This is a genomic window from Bifidobacterium avesanii (assembly GCF_009299475.1).
Classification (GTDB): domain Bacteria; phylum Actinomycetota; class Actinomycetes; order Actinomycetales; family Bifidobacteriaceae; genus Bifidobacterium; species Bifidobacterium avesanii.
This window is the reverse complement of record NZ_WBSN01000027.1, coordinates 1-21,846: the sequence shown is the minus strand read 5'-3', so window position 1 is coordinate 21,846 and position 21,846 is coordinate 1. Positions and strand designations below refer to the sequence as shown.

Annotated in this window: 14 protein-coding genes; 5 read left to right on the top strand and 9 right to left on the bottom strand. The window is 67.7% G+C overall.

The genetic code is table 11. The annotated features are described in order from the left end of the window. The 3 genes from DSM100685_RS10000 to dnaE all read right to left on the bottom strand — a co-directional run. Window positions 1-436: DUF4186 domain-containing protein (locus DSM100685_RS10000; protein WP_152351192.1), on the bottom strand; the 436-nt coding region annotated here is incomplete at its 3' end. Between the two features lie 7 nt (window positions 437-443). Continuing rightward, window positions 444-1,325 carry an aldo/keto reductase gene (locus tag DSM100685_RS09995; protein WP_152351191.1) on the bottom strand — a complete coding sequence of 294 codons (882 nt, stop codon included), beginning with the start codon at window positions 1,323-1,325 and terminating at the stop codon, window positions 444-446. 305 nt (window positions 1,326-1,630) lie between these two features. Then, window positions 1,631-5,185, bottom strand: coding sequence for a DNA polymerase III subunit alpha (gene dnaE / locus DSM100685_RS09990; protein WP_152351190.1), 3,555 nt, complete (start codon window positions 5,183-5,185; stop codon window positions 1,631-1,633). A 201-nt stretch (window positions 5,186-5,386) separates the two neighbouring features. Here dnaE and DSM100685_RS09985 point away from each other — a divergent pair, with 201 nt between their 5' ends. Then, window positions 5,387-6,982: an aminopeptidase P family protein gene (locus DSM100685_RS09985; RefSeq protein WP_152351189.1), complete on the top strand. Its 1,596-nt coding sequence runs from the start codon at window positions 5,387-5,389 to the stop codon at window positions 6,980-6,982. Window positions 6,983-7,110: 128 nt separating this feature from the next. Further along, window positions 7,111-7,632, top strand: a complete 522-nt coding sequence (locus DSM100685_RS09980) for an NUDIX hydrolase (protein ID WP_152351188.1) — start codon at window positions 7,111-7,113, stop codon at window positions 7,630-7,632. A gap of 170 nt (window positions 7,633-7,802) precedes the next feature. Here the strand turns inward: DSM100685_RS09980 and DSM100685_RS09975 are convergent, their stop codons facing one another. Beyond that, entirely contained in the window at window positions 7,803-9,032 is a 1,230-nt protein-coding gene (locus DSM100685_RS09975; RefSeq protein WP_152351187.1) for an ROK family transcriptional regulator, read from the bottom strand. Window positions 9,033-9,204: 172 nt separating this feature from the next. Between DSM100685_RS09975 and DSM100685_RS09970 the strand changes: the two genes are divergently transcribed. Both DSM100685_RS09970 and DSM100685_RS10790 read left to right on the top strand, forming a co-directional pair. Continuing rightward, window positions 9,205-10,794 carry a xylulokinase gene (locus tag DSM100685_RS09970; RefSeq protein WP_152351186.1) on the top strand — a complete coding sequence of 530 codons (1,590 nt, stop codon included), beginning with the start codon at window positions 9,205-9,207 and terminating at the stop codon, window positions 10,792-10,794. Between the two features lie 149 nt (window positions 10,795-10,943). Beyond that, window positions 10,944-11,177, top strand: a complete 234-nt coding sequence (locus tag DSM100685_RS10790; protein ID WP_163200839.1) for a hypothetical protein — start codon at window positions 10,944-10,946, stop codon at window positions 11,175-11,177. Window positions 11,178-11,405: 228 nt separating this feature from the next. Here the strand turns inward: DSM100685_RS10790 and DSM100685_RS09960 are convergent, their stop codons facing one another. The 4 genes from DSM100685_RS09960 to DSM100685_RS09945 are packed head-to-tail and all read right to left on the bottom strand — an operon-like array spanning window position 11,406 to window position 17,636. Then, the gene (locus DSM100685_RS09960) at window positions 11,406-13,022 is read right to left on the bottom strand and encodes a glycoside hydrolase family 43 protein (RefSeq protein WP_152351185.1); all 1,617 of its coding nucleotides are present in this window, start codon (window positions 13,020-13,022) and stop codon (window positions 11,406-11,408) included. Between the two features lie 58 nt (window positions 13,023-13,080). Next, window positions 13,081-13,863, bottom strand: coding sequence for an MIP/aquaporin family protein (locus DSM100685_RS09955; RefSeq protein WP_204314217.1), 783 nt, complete (start codon window positions 13,861-13,863; stop codon window positions 13,081-13,083). Window positions 13,864-13,918: 55 nt separating this feature from the next. Beyond that, window positions 13,919-15,541 (bottom strand): glycoside hydrolase family 43 protein, encoded by a 1,623-nt coding sequence (locus tag DSM100685_RS09950; RefSeq protein WP_152351183.1) that lies wholly within the window; start codon window positions 15,539-15,541, stop codon window positions 13,919-13,921. 46 nt (window positions 15,542-15,587) lie between these two features. Continuing rightward, complete coding sequence (locus DSM100685_RS09945; RefSeq protein WP_152351182.1) at window positions 15,588-17,636, bottom strand: alpha-glucuronidase; 2,049 nt, start codon at window positions 17,634-17,636, stop codon at window positions 15,588-15,590. Between the two features lie 281 nt (window positions 17,637-17,917). Between DSM100685_RS09945 and DSM100685_RS09940 the strand changes: the two genes are divergently transcribed. Continuing rightward, window positions 17,918-18,958: a LacI family DNA-binding transcriptional regulator gene (locus DSM100685_RS09940; RefSeq protein ID WP_152351181.1), complete on the top strand. Its 1,041-nt coding sequence runs from the start codon at window positions 17,918-17,920 to the stop codon at window positions 18,956-18,958. A 240-nt stretch (window positions 18,959-19,198) separates the two neighbouring features. Here the strand turns inward: DSM100685_RS09940 and DSM100685_RS09935 are convergent, their stop codons facing one another. Next, complete coding sequence (locus DSM100685_RS09935) at window positions 19,199-20,542, bottom strand: ABC transporter substrate-binding protein (protein ID WP_152351180.1); 1,344 nt, start codon at window positions 20,540-20,542, stop codon at window positions 19,199-19,201. Between the last annotated feature and the right edge of the window lie 1,304 nt (window positions 20,543-21,846).

Below are 21,846 nucleotides of genomic sequence, written 5' to 3'. Positions count from 1 at the left end.
CCCCAAAGGGCGCGGCGCCCGGATGCGCGGCGAGGTCGCGGTCGATCCACGCCATCACCAGATCCGCGAGACGGTCCACCTCCGCGTCCGTGAGCGCGCGCCCTTTGGGGATGCCGTGCCATTTGGCGATGCACCCGCGGCAGCAGGTGGCCGTGGCGTGCTGGGCGGTGAACACCGGGTGCCCTCGCCACGGGGTCTGCCGCCCGTCGTGCTCCGGTTCGGCGGCGCCCACGCGGCTCCGCAGCAGTTCGCGGGCGTGGCGGCCGATCACGTCGCGTCCCTTGCTTCTGGCGTAGGCGCGGTCGTGCGCGGAAAGCGCGAACTTGGCGCGGAACGCGGATCGCGAAAGCCGTGCCAGCGTGTCCGCGATCCAGCGCCGCTCCCCCGCCGGGGATTCATCCGCGCCCGCCGCCGGCACCCGTTCACCGCCGTCCATCAGACGTTCAGACGTTGCCGCGCGCCTTCTGGTCGGCCCACGACTGCGACTGCACGTACGTGACCGGGTCGGCGCCGATGCGGCCCTCCGGCGCGTCGAGGGCGTCGATCGCGGCGAGCTCCGCGGCCGTGAGGTCGAAGCCGGCGGACGCGAGGTTCTGGCGCATGCGGTCGGGGTGCTTGGACTTGGGGATGATGATACGGCCGGACTGGGTGTGCCAGCGCAGCACCACCTCGGCGGGCGTGACGCCGTGTGCCTCGGCCGCGGCCACGATCGGCTCGGCGGACATGTCGCCGCCGTGCCCGAGCGGGCTCCACGCCTCCACCGCGACGCCGTGCTCGGCGCAGTACGCACGGGTGGCCGGCTGCGAGTAGCGCGGGTGGTTCTCGATCTGGTTGACGGCGGGCAGCTCGCCGGAGTCCTCCCTGAGCGCCTCGAGATGCTCGGGCAGGAAGTTGCTCACGCCGGCCACGCGGATCGCGCCCTCCTCGCGCAGCTTGAGCAGGGCCCTCCACGTCTGGCGGTACGCGTCGATGCGCGGCATGGGCCAGTGGATGAGGTACATGTCCACCACGTCGAGGCCGAGCTTGCGGCGGGACTCCTCGAACGCGATGAGCGTCTGGTCGTAGCCCTGGTCGCAGTTGCGCAGCTTGGTGGCCACGAACACCTTGCCGGCCATGCCGGTGGCCTTGAGCGCGGCGCCCACGGCCTCCTCGTTGTAGTAGGCGGCGGCCGTGTCGATGTGCCGGTAGCCGATCTCCAGCGCCTCCTCCACGGCACGCTGGGTCTGGTCTGCGGGGATTTGGAAGGTGCCGAACCCGATCTGCGGGATCACGGTGTGCGCCTTGTCGTTGAGGGTGAGTTCGGGGGAAGTGAGTGCAGTCGTCATCGTCCGTCCTTTCCGGGCTGTTCCGCGCGGCCGGAATGCCCGCGCCGTCAAACGGCGGGAATCCGCGGGCCGCGCCTCCGCTACCGATCATACGGCGGATCGGTGGGCGCGGACCGATGTTTCACCGCGTTTCCGCCGGTCGCCGCCGCCTCGGATAAGGCCCCGGAGTCGCGGCCCGCCCGGGATGGACACAGCCTTGCCCGGCGCGGCTCACGCGGCGGGCAGACGAACGGTCCGGTGGCACGTTCGTAGCCGTGCGCGCGCACTGGTGCGCACGACGCGGGATGCAGCCTGCCCGGCACGGCTCACGCGGCGGGCAGACAGCTCGGCCCGAAGATGATCTTGATTTCCGCGAACAGCGACGTGTCTCGCTTGACGCGGAACCGGTCGCCGAACGTGAGCACCTGCGCGCGCCCCTTGTCGTCCATGATGGCGAGCTTGACCTCGCACGTGCCGGGATGGGCGTGGAGCACCTGCCCGAGCTGCATCATGTTGTCGCGCGCCAGCGCCACCTTGGGCAGCGTGATCATGAGCGGGCGCTCGTCCGCGGCCTCGAGCGTAGGCACCTGCATCTCCGTGGCCCTCAGCGACACCGTCTCGTCACGCGACTCCACCTGCCCGCGGATCTGCACCACGGTGTCCACGGCCATCTCCGTGGCGGCGGCCTCGTACACCTTGCCGAAGAACATGCACTGGATCGAGCTTTCCATGTCCTCGATCGTCACGATGGCCCACGGGTTGCCCTTCTTGGACACGCGGCGCTCCACGCCGGTGATGAGGCCGGCGAGCGTGACCTGCTGGCCGTCTGGCATGGTCTTGGCGCGGTCGATGAGGTGCGCGATGGACATCTCGCGCAGCGACGCGAGCACCGACTGCATGCCGGAGAGCGGATGGTCGGACACGTACAGGCCCAGCATCTCGCGTTCGAAGTTGAGCTTGGTCTTCTTGTCCCACTCCTCGATGTCCGGCACGCTGACCGCCACGTCGCCCATCGCCTCGGCGTCGGTGGACCCGTCGTCGTCGGCGAACAGGTCGAACTGGCCCTCCGCCTGCTTGCGCTTGATGCTCACCACCGATTCGATGGCCGCCTCGTGGATGGTGAACAGGGCGCGGCGGTTCGGGTCGATCGAATCGAACGCGCCGGCCTTGATGAGCGATTCCACCAATCGCCGGTTGAGCGCGGTGAGCGGCACGCGGCGGATGAAGTCCATGAAGTTCACGTACTTGCCGCGCGGTCCCTCGCGTTCGGCGATGATGTCCGCCACGGCCTTCTCGCCCACGTTGCGGATGGCGCCGAGGCCGAAGCGCACCACGTCGCCGACTGCCGAGTACTCGAACCGCGACTCGTTGACGTCCGGCGAGAGCACCTGGATGCCCATGCGCCGCGCCTCGCCCAGATACAGGGCGGTCTTGTCCTTGTTGTCGCGCGTGCCCTGCAGCAGGGCGGCCATGAACTCGACCGGGTAGTGGGTCTTGAGGTACGCGGTCCAGTAGGAGATCAGGCCGTACGCGGCGGAGTGAGCCTTGTTGAACGCGTAGCCGGAGAACGGGACTAGCACGTCCCACACGGCCTGCGCGGCCTCCTCCGAGTAGCCGTGCTCCTTCATGCCGGCGAAGAACGGCACCTTCTCCTTGGCCAGCACCTCCGGCTTCTTCTTGCCCATGGCGCGGCGCAGCACGTCGGCCTTGCCCAGCGAGTAGCCTGCGAGGATACGCGCGGCCGACTGCACCTGCTCCTGGTAGACGATCAGGCCGTAGGTCTCGTCGAGCACCTGCTTGAGCGGCTGCTCGAGTTCGGGGTGGATCGGCTCGATCTTCTGCAGCCCGTTCTTGCGCTTGGCGTAGTTGTTGTGCGAGTCCATATCCATGGGGCCCGGGCGGTACAGCGCGATCAGTGCCGAGATGTCGTTGAAGTTGTCCGGCTTGAGGCTCTTGAGCAGCGAGCGCATGCCGTCGGAATCGAGCTGGAAGACGCCGAGCGTGTCGCCGCGGGAGAGCAGCTTGTAGGTGTCCTTGTCGTCCAGCGGGATCTTGGTGTAGTCGATCGGCTCCTTGCCGTTCGCCTCGATGTTGCGCAGGGTGTCGTGGATGACCGTCAAGTTGGACAGGCCGAGGAAGTCCATCTTGACCAGCCCCAGCGTTTCGCATGTGTGGTATTCGAACGTGGTGGTGATTGTGCCGTCGGTGCGCTCCAGCAGGGGCGAGGTGTCGGTGATCGGCTCGCTGCCCATGATCGTGGCGCACGCGTGGACTCCGGTCTGGCGGATCAGGCCCTCGATGGTCTTGGCCTTGTCGATGATCATGTGCGCGTCGCGGTCGGACTCGTACAGTTCGCGGAACTCGCGCGCCTCGGCGTAGCGCTTGGACGTGGGGTCGAAGATCTCGCCCAGGGACGCGTCCTTGCCGTTCTTGCTCGGCGGCAGGGCCTTGGTCACGCGGTCGCCCATGGAGAACTCGTAGCCCATGATGCGCGCCGAGTCCTTCAACGCCTGCTTGGTCTTGATCACGCCGTAGATCACGCACTGGGCGACCTTGTCCGTGCCGTACTTCTCACCGCAGTACTTGATCACGTCGAGGCGCCCCTCCGGGTCGAAGTCCACGTCGATATCCGGCAGGGAGACGCGCTCCGGGTTGAGGAACCTCTCGAAGATCAGGCCGTGCTCCAGCGGGTCCAACTCCGTGATGCCCATCGCGTAGGCCACCATCGAGCCTGCCGCCGAGCCACGGCCCGGCCCCACCATGATGCCGTGGTCCTTGGCCCACTGGATGTAGTCGGCCACCACGAGGAAGTAGCCGCAGAACTGCATCTGGCAGATCACGCCGCACTCGTAGTCGGCCTGCTTCAGCACCTTGGCGGGCGGGTTGCCGTCGTAGCGGCGCTCGAGGCCCTCCTCCACCTTCTTGAGGAACAGCGAGGTCTCGTCCCAGCCCTCCGGGCACGGGAACTTGGGCATGAACGCGCCGTCCTCGTGGTCGTCGAACATCACGTTGCAGCGCTCGGCGATCTCGAGGGTGTTATCGCATGCCTCGGGGAACTCGTGGAACAGCTCGCGCATCTCCTCGGCGGACTTGATGTAGTAGCCGGTGCCGTCGAACTTGAAGCGGTCGGGGTTGTCGAGCCGTTCGCCGGAGTTGATGCACAGCATGGCGTCCTGCGCCTCGGCGTCCTTGGCCTCCACGTAGTGGGAGTCGTTCGTGGCGAGCAGGGGCGCGTTGAGCTTCCTGGCGATCTCGAGCAGGCCGGGCACGTTGCGCCGCTCGATCTCGAGGTTGTGGTCCATGAGCTCGATGAAGAAGTTGTCCCTGCCGAAGATGTCCTGCAGCTCGCCGGCGGCGCGCAGGGCCTCGTCGAACTGTCCCAGCGCGAGGCGGGTCTGGATGATGCCGGAGGGGCACCCGGAGCCGCAGATCACGCCTTCGGAGTAGGTGGAGAGCACCTCCTTGTCCATACGCGGGTAGCGCATCACGCGGCCCTCGAGGTTGGCCACGGAGCTGGCCTTGAGCAGGTTGACCAGGCCGCGGTCGTTCTGCGCCCACAGGGTGAGGTGGGTGATGTAGCCGCCGCCGGAGACGTCGTCGCGGCGCTGCGCCTCGGTGCCCCAGTGCACGCGGGACTTGTCCTGGCGGGCGGTCTCCGGAGTGACGTACGCCTCGATGCCGATGATCGGCTTGACGCCGTTCTTCACGCAGTTGGTGTACATCTCGTACGCGCCGTGCATGTTGCCGTGGTCGGTGATCCCCACGCCCGGCATGCCGAGCTCCGCGACCTTCTTGGCCAGGTTCGGGATTTTCGACGCGCCGTCGAGCAGCGAGTAGTGCGTGTGGTTGTGCAGGTGCACGAAGTTCCCGGAATCAGTCATGCGCTCCACCTTACCGCGAGCCCTCGGCGCCCCGGGCGGATTACGCCCTCCGTCGCACCGGCCTCCGCACCGGCCGCCGCGTCATCCGTCGCATGCCCCATCCGCATGCCCTGTCACATGATCCGTCGCGGAGGCAATTAGGATAGGCGTTGTCAATGGCAATCGCGGCCGGAAGACGCGGCCGCGCGGAAAAGGAGTGCTATGTCCGACGTGGTGACCGAAAAGGACAAGGAATACGAGGCGGAGGAGGCCAAGAACGCCCCCGGCGCCGACCAGCCGATGAAGGACCGCGTGAACAACCGTTCGCTGCGTCCGCTGGGCGAGGCGTTCCGCGACTTCATGAAGACCGGCTGGGACGCCTCCGAGCCGGAGGTCGCCCCGCTGGAGTCCTCCAAGTTCATCCCGGAGCGCCTGGCCAAGCTGGGCGCGCGGTTCCCCGGCGAGCGCATCGTGATCCCGGCCGGCCAGCCAAAGGTGCGCAACAACGACTGCGACTACATGTTCCGCCCGGACACCACGTTCGCGTACTACACGGGCCTCGGTATGGACTACGAGGCGGGCGCCGTGCTGGTGCTCAACCCCACCGATCCGGACTCCCCCGAGGCCAAGGCCGGCCAGACGCACGTGGCCGAGCTGTTCGTCGCCCCGCGCGCCGACTACCACACCGCCGACTTCTTCATGAACGCCCACTACGGCGAGTACTGGGTGGGCCCGCGCGCCGGTCTCAAGGAGCTGGCCGCCATGACCGGCCTTGAGACGCACGACATCGCCCAGCTGCCCGACGCGCTCGGCAAGGACGTGGGCGCGGAGGCCGGCGCGGTGCGCGTGCGCGTGGTGCACGACACCGACCCGCAGGTGACCTCCATGGTCGAGAACCTGCGCGAGGCCAACGGCTTCCCCGACCCGGACGCCAACGCCGCCGCGGACGACAAGCTCAAGGAGTTCACCTCCGAGGCCCGCATGACCAAGGACGCCTACGAGGTGGGCGAGATGCGCAAGGCCATCGACGCCACCAAGCACGGCTTCGACCGTCTGCTCGAGAACCTGCCGGCCGCGCTCGACAAGCCGCGCTCCGAGCGCATCCTCGAGGGCGCGTTCAACGCCGTGTCCCGCGAGCTCGGCAACGCGGTGGGCTACGACTCGATCGTCGCATCCGGCCCGCACGCCCCCATCCTGCACTGGATGCGCAACACCGGCGTGGTGCGCCGCGGCGACATGCTGCTCGTGGACGCCGGCGTGGAGGTCGATTCCCTGTACACCGCGGACATCACCCGCACCTTCCCGACGAACGGCAAGTTCACCGACTTCCAGAAGCGCCTGTACGAGGCCGTGCTCGACTCCCAGCAGGCCGGCTTCGAGGCCGCGAAGGTGGGCGCCACCTATTCGGACATCCACCACGCCTGCATGCGCGTGATCGCCGAGCGCCTGCACGAGTGGGGCCTGCTGCCGGTGAGCGTGGAGGAGTCCCTCTCCCCCGAGGGCCAGCAGCACCGCCGTTGGCTGGCGTGCGGCGTGGCCCACCACCTCGGCCTCGACGTGCACGACTGCGCGCAGGCCCGCTTCGAGGCGTATCAGGGCGCGCCGATCCGCCCGGGCATGATCTTCACGATCGAGCCGGGCCTGTACTTCCGCGACAACGACCTGCTCATCCCGCCGGAGTACCGCGGCATCGGCATCCGCATCGAGGACGACGTGCTCATGACCGAGCACGGCCCCGAATGGCTGTCCGCCGGCATCCCGAAGCGGCCCGCGGACGTTGAGGAGTGGATGGCCGACTGCGCGGCCAAGGCCCGCTGAGTCCCATGAGGGGCTTCTTTCCTTCCCGGAGAGAAGCCCCTCCGTTTGTAATAGTCGCACGGAAGTGCAGCGAGCGGCCGCCAAGGCCGCGAAGGATCATGGCCGACAATTTGAAAGGAACGGGAATCATGCCAACCCCGGAATTCGTACTTACACTGAGAAAAAAGATCGGCCATGATCCGCTCTGGCTCTCCGGCGTGACCGGCTACGTGCGCGACGGGCAGGGCCGCGTGCTGCTCGGCCGCCGTTCGGACACCGGCGAGTGGGCGCTGGTCTACGGCATCAACGAGCCGGGCGAGCAGCCGGCGGACACCGTGGTGCGCGAGATCAAGGAGGAGACCGGCGTGGACGCGGTCGCCACGGACCTCGTCGCGGTCGTGTCCTCCAGCCGCATGATCACGTACGCGAACGGCGACAACGCCATGTACATGGACCATTCGTTCCTGTGCGAGTTGAGGCCCGGCGGCAACGCGACGCCGTTCGTGGGCGACGAGGAGAGCCTGAGCGTCGGCTGGTTCAGCCCCGACGACCTGCCTTCCCCGCTGGCGGCCAGCACGGTCGAGCGCATGGCGATCTTCCGCCGATACCTCGAGAACAAGGCCCGCGGCGACGCGCACGCCATCTTCAGGACCGAGGACCGCCTCATCTGAACCGAATTGCACCCCGTTCGGGAGGCCTTCTCGATTTCTGACCCAGCATCCCGGGTACAACGGCCCGCCGTTGGCCTGAAAACCGCATGATTCCGCGGCCGCCGTTCGCGCAAATGGGCGTCTTTGCCGGCGCGTTAGGTCAGAAATCGCACGAGGTGCCAGACGAGGGGCTATTCCGCGGCGATGTAGCCCAGCGGATTGTCGATGAAGCGCCTCAGGCCCACTTCGGCCGCGCCGCGCAGGGCCGGGCGCTCCCCCACGGGCGGCATGACGACCTGCATGGCGAGCTCGCGCCCGGCGAGCACCTGCTTGGCCACGGTTTTGGTGAGCCGCTCGGCCAGATCGTCGCCGAAGTGCTGCCAGAAGCCGCCGAGGATCACGGTCTGCGAATCCATGAGGTTGATGGTCGAGGAGATCGCGGAGCCGAGCGCCTGCACCGCGCGGTCGATGGCCTCCACGGCCGCCTCGTCCCCGGCCCGCCAGCGTTCGTACAGCTCGATCGCGGCTCCGGGCCGCGCGGCGCTTTCCCCGCTCGCGATGCCCGCGGCCTCGACCATCGCGCGTCGGCCGGCATAGGCCTCGAGGCACCCCCGTCTGCCGCAGCGGCACGCCGGCCCGTCCAATGCCACGGACAGATGCCCGATCTCGCCGCCGAACCCGTGGTCGCCGGTCACCACGCGCCCGTCGCGCACGAGCGCGCCGCCGATGCCCACGTCGGTGGACACGTACAGGAACGATCCGCCCGCGTCGATCGGCGAGGGCTGCCCGCCGCGGCACGTGGCGTAGCCGGGGATCTGCGCGAGCGCCGCCAGATTTGCCTCGTTGTCTGCGGTCACATGCAGGCGGTCCACCAGATCGAACTCCCGCAGGTCCACCATGTCCCAGTCGAGGTTCGGTGCGGACAGCAGCCGCTGGTCGTCGGTGACGAGGCCGGGCAGCGCGAGCCCGGTGCCCACCACGTGGTAGCCGAGGCCTTTGAGCTCCCGTTCGGTGGGGCCCACGAGCGCGTCGAGCCGGTCGAACGCCTCCTCCGGGTCGCATCCGTTGAGGCTGGCGTCCATCCACTCCTGGGCGACCACGCGCCCGGTCAGGTCGAGCACGATGTAGCCGTAGCCGTCGGTGTTGATCTGCAGGCCGATGCCCGCCCAAGTGCCCGGCGCGACGGCGAGCGGCGTGGACGGCCGGCCGTAGGAGCTCTGCATGGCCGCCTCGCCCTCCACGACCACGTGGTTGTCGATGAGCATGGACGCGAGCAGCGACATGGTGGCCTTGGTGAGCCCGGTGGCCTTGGCGAGCTCGGCGCGGCTCAACGGCCCGGAGGACTGCAGCAGGGTGTCGAGCACCACGGACAGATTGTGGTTGCGCAGGTCCTCCTGGTTGATGCGGCGTAGCCCGGCCATGTCCCCCTCCTGTTCGGTTCCGTCGGCGTCGGCGATGACACACTTGGTTAGCTCGTTTTATGATAGCGCGGTTTTCGTGCTATAGTAACATTAGTTTATTCATCTAACATTTTCAATGCGCGTTGCAGCAATTGCGGCGCGCCATCGCGACAGCGACATCAAGGAGGATGGCATGGCAAGAGTACTGGTAGCGGGCGTGGACACCTCGACCCAGTCGACCAAGGTCCGCGTGACCGACGCCCTGACCGGCGAAACCGTGCGCTTCGGGCAGGCCAAGCACCCGGACGGCACCAGCGTGAGCCCGGACGCGTGGTGGGACGCCTTCCAGGCGGCGGCCAAGGAGGCCGGCGGGCTGGACGACGTGAGCGCCCTCGCGGTCGGCGGCCAGCAGCACGGCATGGTCCTGCTCGACCGCAACGGCGCCGTGGTGCGCGACGCCCTGCTGTGGAACGACACCCGCTCCGCCCCGCAGGCCGCCGCACTCATCGCCACGCTCGGCGCCGCCCCCGCCACCGACGACGAGATCGCGCTGGGCATGCCGTCCGGCGGCGACGATGCCGCGGTCGAGCTGCGCGGCAAGCAGCGCTGGGTGCGCGCGGTCGGCTCCTCCCCCGTCGCCTCCTACACGCTCACCAAGGTCGCGTGGACCGCCGAGGCGGAGCCGGAGAACGCCCGCCGCATCGCCGCCGTCGCCCTGCCGCACGACTGGCTAAGCTGGCGCATCGCCGGCTACGGCCCGGTCGACGACGGCGGGGACGCGCATCTGGACGCCCTGTTCACCGACCGCTCCGACGCCTCCGGCACCAGCTACTTCGACGCCGCGGCCAACGAGTACCGCCGCGACCTGCTGGCCCTCGCCCTCGCACCGGCCTACGGCGGCACCGGCTCCGTGGACTCCTACGGCACGGTCAGCGCCCCCACCGAGGCGACGGCCGCCGCGGACCGCATCACGCTTCCGGCCGTGCTGGGCCCGCGCGACGCCGCACCGGTCAAGGCCGACCCGTCGATCGCCGGCAAGGACGTGCCCGGCGGCTGCATCCTCGCCCCCGGCGGCGGCGACAACGCCATGGCCTCGCTGGGCCTCGGCATGGCCGTCGGCGACGTGTCCATCTCGCTGGGCACCTCCGGCGTGGCCGCCGCGATCGCCGAGAACCCCACCTACGACATGACCGGCGCGATCTCCGGATTCGCCGACTGCACCGGCCATTTCCTGCCGCTCGCCTGCACGATCAACGGCTCGCGCATCTCCGACGCCGGCCGCGCCGCGCTGGGCGTCGACTACGACGAGCTCGCCGCGCTGGCCGCGCAGTCCGAACCGGGCGCCGGCGGCATCACGCTCGTGCCGTACTTCGACGGCGAGCGCACCCCGAACCGCCCGGACGCCACGGCCACGCTCAACGGCATGACGCTGGCGAACACCACCAAGGCGAACATCGCCCGCGCGTTCGTGGAGGGTCTGCTGTGCTCGCAGCGCGACTGCCTCGAGCTCGTCAAGCACCTCGGCGTGGAGGTGAGGCGCATCCTGCTCATCGGCGGCGGCGCCAAGTCCGAGGCCGTGCGCGCCTACGGGCCCGGCGTGCTGGAGCACGACATCGATCTGCCGGCGACCGACGAATACGTGGCGATCGGCGCCGCCCGCCAGGCCGCATGGGTGCTGTCCGGCGAGGCCGAGCCTCCCGCATGGCCGCTCACCATCGACGGCACGCTCACCGGCGAGCCCACCCCCGAGGTCTACGCCCAGTACGTGAAGTACCGCGGCTGAACCGTTTTCTCCCCCGCCGGCGGGCGGAGCCGGGAACATCCCGCTCCGCCCGCCGGCCCCCGCCCCGTCCATTCCGACCGCATCGCCGGACCGCATCACCTGGCCGGCCTGACCGCACCGCCGTTCAACGAAGAACAGGAACCCCAATCATGACCACCATCGAATTCCCGGCCGCCGCCCCCGCGGCGCCCTCCGAAACCGCGTCCCCCGTCGTCTCCGCCCGCGCCGCCGCTGCCACCGCCGTCATCGCGGTGCTGCTGGCCGCGCTGATCGTGCTCGACGTGGCGCTGCTCGGCATGGACGCCGCCGCCGTGTTCGGCTCGTGCCTCACGCTGGCCCTCATCGCCGCCGGATACGCCTTCCGCGCGCGGTTCAGGGGCTGAAACGCCGAAAAGGCCGATAGCGCAATTTGCCGGTGTGTGGGATGTCTTCCTCGTCCCACGCACCGGCAAACGCATATTTGCGTATAACTATTTACGCGCATAAGACGAATGATGGGGAATCGTCGCAACCGCAACGATTCCCCATCATTCATATGGGCGTTCATATGGGCGTTCATATGGACGCCCATCACACGGAGCCGGAGCTACGGCCTTGCAGCGGCCTTAGTCTCACAGCTCCTCGTAGGAGAAGCCCGTGAACTTCGCCGGCGTGCGGTAGCCGGCGAGATCCACGCAGGCCAGTCCCACGAACGCGCCGGTGAAGAACGCGCCGGTGCGGGACAGCACGTAGTCGTCGGAGAGCTTGGCGGCGTCGTACGCGCCCGGCAGTGCGGTCCACGTCTCATGGTCGAAGGAAACCTCGTACGTGTAGGTCGAGGTCCGCACGCGGGTGCGCAGCCACACGCCCTCGGCGTCGTCCGGCACCGGCACGGCGGCGTCGCCCAGATCGGTGTAGTCGCCGAAGTCGTTCTGCGCGGCCCCCACCACACGACGGCCGCGTTTCTCGTCCCAGGTCACGTACGCCCAGCTCCACGAGCCGTCGCAGTAGTAGTTCGTCAGGCCCGCCATCTGCATGTAGTTGGCCGGGTCGAAGTCCACGCGCACCTCGGCGTCGAAGTCGAATGCCTGCCAGCGCCGGGCCACGAGCGACAGGTCGAACAGGTTGCACAGCGAGCCCTGGCCGTACAGGGTGAGCGCCCCGTCGCCGGTGGAGCCCATGGCGGGCGTGAACGGCACGCGCAGCGTATTCCAGTCCGGGCCGAGCTCGGCGGCGGTGAAGTCGTCGCGCAGGCTGTGGTTCGCGGGCGCGGGCGTTTCGATGGCGTCGGCCGGCGCGGGCACCACGCGGGTGCCGCCGTGGCCGCCCACCACGTAGGGCCAGCCGTCGGCGTCCCACTCCACCTTCTGGATGGAGGTCTCGCGGCCGAGCGTGCACCAGCCGCGGCATCCGTTGAAGGACTCGTCGTCGTGCCGCCACGGGCGTCCGGTGAGCGAGGCGTAGTACCATTCGCCGCCGGGCGTGGAGACGAGCGCGCCGTGGCCCTGCTTCTGCAGGTAGGTGCGCGGGGTGTCGAAGTTGGTGATGAACGGGTTGCGCGGGCTGGCCTCGAAGCTCAGCGCGTCGAGCGTGCGCGAGCGGGCCACGGACTCCTGATGCTCGAAGGACGTGCCGCCCTCGGCGCAGAACAGGTAGTACCAGCCGTTGAGCTTGTAGATGTGCGGTCCCTCGACCACCTTGACGTCGGTGCCCTCCCAGATGGTGCGCATGGTCTCGGGCTTCAAGCGCATGGTCTCGGTGTCGAACTCCGTCAGGGTGATGCCGTTGAAGCGGTGGTGGCCGCCGCGGAAGTCCCAGGTCTGCTGCACGAGGTACTTGCGACCGTCGTCGTCATGGAACAGCGAGGCGTCGAAGCCCACGCCGTTGACGCGGATCGGCTCGGACCACTCGCCGCGGATGTCGTCGGTGGTGACGAGGTAGTTGGTGCCGTCCTTGAACGCGCCGCCCACCACCTTCACGTCCGTGTAGATGAGCCAGAACCTGCCGTCCGCGTAGGACAGGTCGGGCGCCCAGATGCCACCGGAGGACGGGTTGCCGCGCATGTCGAGCTGCGAGGTGCGGGTGAGCGCGCAGCCCACGTAGTTCCAGTGCGCGAGGTCCTTGGACTCGTGGATGCGCACGCCGGGCCACCACTCGAACGTGGAGTTGGCGATGTAGTAGGTGTCGTCCACGCGGATGATGGACGGGTCCGGGTGGAAGCCCGGCAGGACGGGGTTGTGGATTTGCATGGATGAGCTCCTTCGCTGCGAAACGTGGAATGCGGTGGAATGGGAACGGACGGGACGGTCAGGCGATCAGCCCGAGCGCGGTGGGCACGAGCACGCCGAGCGCGCCGCCGATGAGCGGGCCCACGAACGGCACCCACGCGTAGCCCCAGTCGGAGTCGCCCTTGCCCTTGATCGGCAGGACGAAGTGCGCGAGGCGCGGCGCGAAGTCGCGGGCGGGGTTCATGGCCGCGCCGGACACGCCGCCCAGGCCCATGACGAGCACGGTGATCACGAGCGCGATGCCGAGCGGGCCGACCGCGGTGGGCGTGCCGCCGTTGACGAACACCCAGATGACCTGGATGAACGTGGCGATGATCTCGGAGACCACGTTCCACACCGGGGACTTGATGGGCGGCTTGGTGCAGAAGATGGTGAGCTTGGCGTCCGTGGGCGCCGGCTCGTCGAAGTGCTTGCGGATGGCCGCCCAGCCGAGGCAGGCGCCGGCGAACGCGCCGACGAACTGCGCCGCGATGTACACGCACACGGCCGCCGCGGTGACCGGCACGCCGCCGTCCGCGAGCGCCACGCCGTTCATGGTCACGCTCGGGTCGAACTGGTGCCGCAGCACGCGCGCGAGCGTGATGATGGGGTTGAGGTGCGCGCCGGAGCGCCAGCCGACGTACACGCCGACGTACACGGCCAGGCCCCAGCCGAGCGACGCGTTGATCCAGTCGCCGCCGTACGCGCCGGTTTTGGGCAGCGCGCGGCTGCCGCAGACCATGACCGCCACCGCGATCATCAGGCAGGTGCCGATGAATTCGGATCCGAATACCGTCCACAGACTCATGATGGTGTTCTCCATTGTTGCAATGATTCGGCGATTCAGCCGATTGAGGTTTCAGCCGTGCCGGCCGGGTTCAGTCGAGTTCCCTGTAGTCGAAGTACCCGAATTCGGCGGTTTCCCCGTAGCCCGAGTAGTCCACGGCCGCCAGTCCCACGAAGCCGCCGGTGAAGTAGCCGTCGAGCTTTTCGAAGACGTAGTCGTCGGAGAGGATCTTCGCGTCGAGCGTGACGGGGATGGGTGTCCAGTGCTCGCCGTCGAACGAGTACTCGTACGTGTACGTGGAGGTGCGCACGCGGGTGCGCAGCCACACGTCGGCGCCGTCCGGCACGACGATGGCGTCGTCCTTGAGGAACGACGTGTACGCGTTGCGGTCGGACTGGGCCACTTCGATCACGCGGGTGCGGCACTTCTCGTCCCAGGTCACGAACGCCCAGCTCCAGTTGGCGTCGCTGTAGTAGTTCGTCAGACCCGCCATGGCCTGGTAGGTCTTGGGGTCGAAGCGCACGCGGGTTTCGGCGTCGAAGTCGAACGCCTGCCAGCGCCGGGCCACGAGCGACAGGTCGAACAGGTTGTGGAGGGATCCCTGCCCGATGAGCTTGAGCGAGCCGCCGCCCACGGAGCCCATGGCCGGGGAGAACGGCACGCGCAGCGTGTTCCAGTCCGGCCCGAGCGTGTCCGCCTCGAACTCGTCGTGCTGGTCGTGGTTCGCGGGCGCCGCGGTTTCGATCGCGTCGGCCGGCGCGGGCACGTCGAGCATGCCGCCGTGGCCGCCGACCACGTGCGGCCAGCCGTCGGCGTCCCACTCCACCTTCTGGATGGAGGTCTCGCGGCCGAGCGTGCACCAGCCGCGCGGGCCGAACGCCGGCTCGGTTTCGTGGTGCCACGGCCGCCCGCACAGCGAGGCGTAGTACCACTCGCCGCCGGGCGTCTCCACGAGCGAGCCGTGGCCCTGCTTCTGCAGCGGCGAGCGCGGGGTGTCGTAGTTGCCGAGGAACGGCTCGTCGCCGGGCATGGTCTCGAAGCTCAGCGCGTCGAGCGTGCGCGAGCGGGCCACGGTCTCCTGATGGAGGAACGTGGTGCCGCCCTCGGCGCAGAACAGGTAGTACCAGCCGTTGATCTTGTAGATGTGCGGGCCCTCGGTGAGCTTCACGTCGGTGCCGGCCCAGATGGTGCGGGCGGTCTCCGGCTTGAGCCTCATGGTCTCGGTGTCGAGCTCCGTCAGGGTGATGCCGTCGAAGCGGTGGTGGTATTCGCGGTGATCCCACGTCTGCTGCACGAGGTACTTGCGACCGTCGTCGTCATGGAACAGCGAGGCGTCGAAGCCCACGTAGTTGAGCTTGACCGGGTCGGCCCACGGCCCGCGGATGTCGTCGGCCCAAGTGAGGTAGTTGGTGCCGTCCTTGAAGATGCCGGTGACCATCTTGACGTCCGAGTAGACGAGCCAGAATTTGCCGTCCGCGTAGGACAGGTCGGGCGCCCACACGCCGCCGGAGGACGGGTTGCCGCGCATGTCCACCTGCGAGGTGCGGGTGAGCGCGTAGCCGGTGAAATTCCAGTGCGCGAGGTCCTTGGACTCGTGGATGCGCACGCCGGGCCACCATTCGAAGGTCGAGCTGGCCAGATAGTAGGTGTCGCCCACGCGGATCATGGACGGGTCCGGGTGGAATCCGGGCAGGACGGGGTTGTGGATCTGCATCGTTGCTGTGCTCCTTGGGTGTCTTGGCGGTCTCGGGTGCCGCGTTTCAGGCGTAGATGGTGCGGCCGTGCTCGTCGGGCACGCCGCTCATGCGGTAGAAGTAGGTGTTGATCTGGTCGCGCCAAGCGATGGCGTTCTCCCTCTGGCGCTGGAGACGCTCGGCCACGTTGGCCCAGTCGGCCTCGCCGATCGAGCCGCGCACGGAGTCCCATGCCTCGATGTACCCGTCCACCGCGGCGGCGCCGGCGAAGTGGGTGTCGTAGATGTGCTGGATAACGGTCTTGCCGCTCTTGAGCACGTGGCCGTACGGCACGTGGTGGAAGAACAGCAGCAGCTCGTCCGGCGTGGTGTCGACGTCCTCGTACATGGCGGCGTTGTCCGGCCGGTACTGCGCGGTGTAGCCGGAGCCGGTGGCCACCGTGCGGTCCACGCCCACGCCGTCGCGGTCGGCGAAGTGGTAGGTGCCCCAGCGGTCGTACTCGTAGCCGTTGACGGAGACGCCGTAGTGGACGCCGGGCACCACCATGAAGCCCACGCCGAGCGGGGCGCAGTAGTTCTCGTAGGTGCGGTTGGACGTGAGCATGATGCCGCGGATGGCCTTCGTCGCCGCCTCGCCGGCCTCGGGGAAGGTGAGGGCGAGCCATTCGTCGAGGATCGATTCGGCGGTGGCCTCGCCGTCCCAGCACATGCGGCCGAAGCCGTACAGGTTGGCCTGCGCGAGCTTGTTGCCGGTCCAGTTCTTGTCCATGCCCACGTTCGCCACGCCCGCGTAGCCGGAGCAGCGCGGGTTGGGGCTGAGAGCCGGCACGATCGCCCTGACGCGCCCGTCGCCGCCGGTGAGCTCGGCGGGGGCCTTGGTGTCGAAGCCCGTCATGGACAGCCACTGCGGCAGCACGTAGTTCACGTCGATCTGGTGGCCCAGGTATTCGGCGGTGATCTGGAACTCGACCATGAGGTTGGTGTGCTCGAGCGCGCCGATGAGCGGGGTGAGCGGCTCGCGCACCTGGAAGTCCATGGGGCCGAACTTCACCTGAAGCACCACGTTGTCCGCGAACTGGCCGTCGAGCGGCATGAAGTTCTCGAACGCGGCCTTGGCGCGGTCGGTGCTGCGGTCGCGCCAGTCCTGCTTGCAGTTGTAGACGAAGGCGCGCCAGATCACGATGCCGCCGTGGCGTCCCATCGGCTCGGCGAGCATGTTCGCGCCGTCCTTGTGGTCGCGCCCGTACTGCATGGGGCCGGGCTCGCCCTCCGCGTCGGCCTTGACGAGGAAGCCGCCGAAGTCGGGGATCGCCTCGTAGATGCCGTCGATCACGTCGGACCACCACGCGCGCACGGCCGGGTCGAGCGGGTCCGCGGTGGAGAGCCCGCCGAGCTTCTTGGGCGCGGCGAAGTTGATGGCGAGGAACAGCTTGATGCCGAATCCGGAGAACACGCGCGCGATCTGCGCCACGCGGCCGAGCAGCGGCTGGACCATGAGGTCGGCGGCGCGCCCGCGCACGTTGACGTTGTTGAGCGCGAGGGCGTTGACGCCCACGGAGGCGAGCATGCGCGCGTAGGCCTCGATGCGGGCCATGTCCCCGCGGAACGGGTCGGCGCCGGGACGGGCCGGGAAGTAGCGGTAGTCGATGTGCTCGTTGGAGTCGAGGTCGCCGAAGAAGATCGATTCGCCGGCGTAGCCGCGCTCCACGGAGCCGTCCACCTGATCCCAGTGGTCGATCATGCGCAGGGACTGCTGCGGCGCGGACTCGTAGTCGGCGCAGCTCTGCCCGGCGGCGATGCGGCGCACCCACGCGTACAGGCCGTAGAGCGCGGCCGCGGCGGTGTTGCCCTCGATGAAGGTGCGGACGCCGTCGCCCCCGCCGCGCTCCTCGCGGATGCGGAAGGCGTCGTCGGAGTCGAACGAGGTGCGCCCGATCGACAGCACGACGTCGGCCGCGGCGGGGTCGGACACGAGCGGGCGGCCGAACACGTCGACGATCTCGCCGCGCAGCCGCAGCGACACCGGGGTTTCCCCGGTCGCGTTGTCCACGCAGAATACGTGCGATCCGGCGGCGGCCCTGATGACCGGTCCGGTGAGCCACATTGCGTCAGCCATGGTGGAAGCCTTTCTTTGTTCTTTCCGTGTTGCGCGTCTTCGCCGCGCTGCCTTGCGCGGCCGAACGATCTAAAGATTTTCGATTTATATTTCGTAATTTTACGATCCGTTTGAAGGACTGTCAATCGCGCAACGGCGCGTCGCGGAAGCCGCGTCATCTCCGGGATTCCACGTTGCACTCCGCCGCCCGCCTATCTTCACGGAAACAGAAAAATCTTTCCACTTTGCTTTGAAACTTTCGATATACTGATGTGCATATGATTTCCAGCAAAGGGGCTCACATGGCAATCCAGCGTGAACTGAAGATGGCGGACATCGCCAGGGAGGCCGGGGTGTCCATCGCCACGGTGTCCAAGGTCGTCAACGGCCGCAGCGACGTGGCCAGGAAGACGCGTGACAAGGTCGAGGCGCTGCTGCGCAAGTACAACTATCAGAAGCCGCTCGTCAAGAACGCGTCCAGCAACTGCATCGAGGTGATCCTCGAGCGCATCGACAGCGTATGGACGCTCGAAATCCTGCAGGGCGTGGGCGAAACCGCGCGCCGGCACGGGCTGAGCGTCACCCTGACCCTCACCGGCGAGGGCGGGGACGACGCGGCCGGCGGGGCGGCGGCGAACGACGGGGACCGCCACGACTGGATCCAGGGCACGCTGGAGCGCCGCCCGGTGGGCGTGGTGTTCGTGCTGCTGGACGGCACCGAGCAGGACAAGCGTCTGCTCGACTCGCGCAGGATTCCGTACGTGACCGTGGACTCCCGGGGCGACGCGGCCCCGGACAGCGTCTCCGTCCGCGCGGACAACTGGACCGGCGGCACGCTCGCCGCCAAGCACCTGCTCGCGCTGGGCCACACGCGCATCGGCGTGATCACCGGCCCGGAGAACATGACGTGCTCGCGCGCCCGCTTCGACGGCTTCAGCTCCACCCTCGCCGCGGCCGGCGTCGAGCTCGACCCCTCGCTCGTGGTCTCCGGCGCCTACACCGTGGAGGCCGGTCAGGAGCAGTCGCGCAAGCTGCTCGACCGGCCGGACCGCCCCACCGCCGTGTTCGCCGGCGACGACCTGCAGGCCATGGGGCTCTACGAGACCGCCCGCCAGCTGGGCCTCGCCATCCCGGACGACCTGTCGGTGGTCGGATTCGACGACATCCGCACCTCGGAGTACCTCGGCCCGGCGCTCACCACCGTCGCGCAGCCCATCCAGCGCATGGCGCAGGAGGCCGTCGAGCTGGTGCTCGCCCTCGGCGAGGAGCGCGAGGTGCAAAGCGAGACGGTGATGCCCACCAAGCTCATCGTCCGCGGCAGCACCGCTGCGCCCAATGCATAGCGCCGCGTCACCCAGCACCGCGCCACCGCACTCGATCGGCTCAATCCGGCACCCTCTTATCGCACAATGAGCGAATCCAGTATCTGACGGCCAATTTTCGGCCCCAAGGCACTGGATTCGCTCATTTTGCGTTCCAGGCCGCGCATAATGAGCGGATCCAGTGCGGCGCAACGCGAGATGGCCCCGGACTCCTCGCGGGAATCCGGGGCCATCTTGTGTCAGGCTATGCGCGGCTTACGCTCACTGGGCCTGATCGATCTCCGACTGCAGCTCGGTGACGAACTCATCGGCCGCCTTGTCCACGGTGGACTTCTCGAAGATCACGTCCTGCAGCTTGCGCAGGAGCAGGTTGGCGGAGCCGCCGCCACCGGCCGGGGTCGGATCCGGGGTGTCGCCGGAGATCTCGGCCATCTGGTCGACGTAGTCGTACAGCTGCTTGTCGAGCGGGGAGGCGGCCGAGGCGAGGTCGGCGCGGATCTTGTTGTTGGCCGGGATGCCGCGGTCGGTGCCGAACTCCTTGCCGGTCTGCTCGTCGTTGATGAGGAAGTCGATGAGCTTGGCGGCCTCGGCCGGGTGCTTGGACTTGGAGGAGATCGCCCAGTACATGCCGACCTTCATGTAGTAGTAGTCGGAGGTGCCGCCCTCGGTGATGGGCATCGGCAGGAGCTTGACGTTCTCGGTGTTCAGGGCCTTGGAGTACTGGGCCAGCTGGGAGGTCAGGGCGCCGGAGCCGAAGGAGAACGCCTGGGTGCCCTTGGCCATGTCGGTGTCCTGGATGTTGGAGTTGACGGCGGCGAACTGCTCGCTCCACTTGTCGGTGGAGCCGGCGATCGGGTTGGATCCGTGGGTCCAGTCGTAGGCCTTCTGCATGTACTCCTTGAGGAGCTCCTTGTCCACGGAGACCTTGTTGCCCTCGAACATGGAGCGGTGGCCGTGCTGGCGCTGCCACAGCTGGTAGTCGTAGCCGCCGAAGGTGGGCTGGGTGCCGGTGTACTTGCCGCCGGACTTCTCGACGACCTGCTTGCAGAGGTCCTCGAACTCGTCCCAGGTCCACTTGGAGGTGTCGGGCAGCTGGATGCCGAGCTCGTCGAGGATGTCCATGTTGGCGATCACGCCCACGAGGGTGACGCTGACCTCGGCGGCGTACTGGGTGCCGTCGATCTGGCCGGCCTTCTTGTTGGCCTCGTTGAGATTGCTCAGGTCGAGGTAGTCGGAGACCTTGCTCATGTCGTAGAACGCGCCCTGGGAGGCATAGGAGGAGAAGTAGCTCTCGTCCATCTGCATCACGTCGGGGGCGTCGCCGCCGGCGATGGAGGTGGAGAGCTTGTCCCAGTAGCCGCCCCAGTCGGAGTAGGTGGTCTGGACGTGGATGTTCGGGTTCGCCTGCTGGAAGCGCTCGACAGCGGCCTGAGTGAGCTTGACGCGGCTGTCGGAGCCCCACCAGTTGAGCGTGATGGTGACGTCTCCGTCGCTGAGCTTGGCTTCGGCCTCGCCGTCGCCGCCGCCGGCACCGCAGCCGGAGAGCGACATGGCAATGGCGGCGGTCGCGGCCAGCGCGGCGACTCCATGCTTCTTGAATGTCATTCTTGACCCTTTCCTTATGCGTGGATGCGGGGCTGCCTTGTCTCGCCTCCACGGTTCCTTTGCCGTTGTGGGGAACGTCGATCGATGGTGAAGCGGAAGCCGGTTCCCTCGCCGTTGTACGGCTTGCTCTTTTTGTGAGGACCGAAACTTTCGTATCTCTTATCGATGGTTTTATATTAAGTTAAATTGTCGAACTTGTCAAACCGTCCGACCGCGACACGCCCAAGATTTTCCGGGGCATATGTCAAAGGTTTTATGCATGGCGACCGCCCATCCGGCAACGAACGACCTCACCATGATCGGACGTGATGCCCCATGTTTTATATTGAAACTTTCGAAGGCATGCGATCATCCAAGACCGGCACGCCGGCGTCGCGCGCCCCGCATCGAGGCATCCCGGCGACTTGGTCCTCCCCTACGCCATGCCCTATGAATGCTGACAAAACACGGACGGCATCATGCCGGCATGCCGCGGAATGCCAGCAGCCGGCGAATTAATCCATCCGATAATGTGTCGAAGCGCCGTTCCCAAGCCGGCAACGGAACCGCGATTTTTCGCGTCGAGACCCTGTTTTCCCCGGAAAAGCGCGCTTCCGTTGCCGCGTCTTTTGCCATGCCAGGCCCAAAACCGTCACACGTTCCAGACCGGCCCGCCCAAGGTCAAGATCGGACTCCGTCGGGGAAAATCATTGCGGAGCATCGGATCGGACCGGCAAGCGAATCGGGATTTTCCGCCCGCACGCTCATCATCCCCACGAAAATCGGCCTTCCGTTGCCCGCCGCACTGTCCGTCCAAGCCGCCGGAACCCGAGATGCCTTCGATATGGCATATGGCATATGGCATATGGCATATGGCATATCATTCCGCCACGGCATCCCGTCAGCCGGACGACACCGGCAACGGAACCGCGACTTTCGCGCCTGTCCCCCAGCATTCCCGGGAAAAGCGCAATTCCGTTGCCCGACGTCCGTCCAGTGCCGTCCTGCAGACCGAATCCACTCCAGTCCGGACGCAGCGGACCGCCCCAGCCGGCCAATGCGTCGGACAGCCTGCAACCGCCCAACGCACGCCGCCGGTCAACGCAAACGAGGAGGCGCCCCTCCTCACGGAAAGGGACGCCTCCTCGATCGATGTTGGCGGACCGGCCGTCTGCTCGGTTTGTCCGACCGGCCCGTGGCGGTTTACTTGCCGCCGGTGGTCGCGATGCCCTCGACCAGATACTTCTGACCAAAGCAGAACACGATGAACAACGGAATGATCGACAACACGCTCATCGCGAACATCGGACCATAGCTCGACTGCG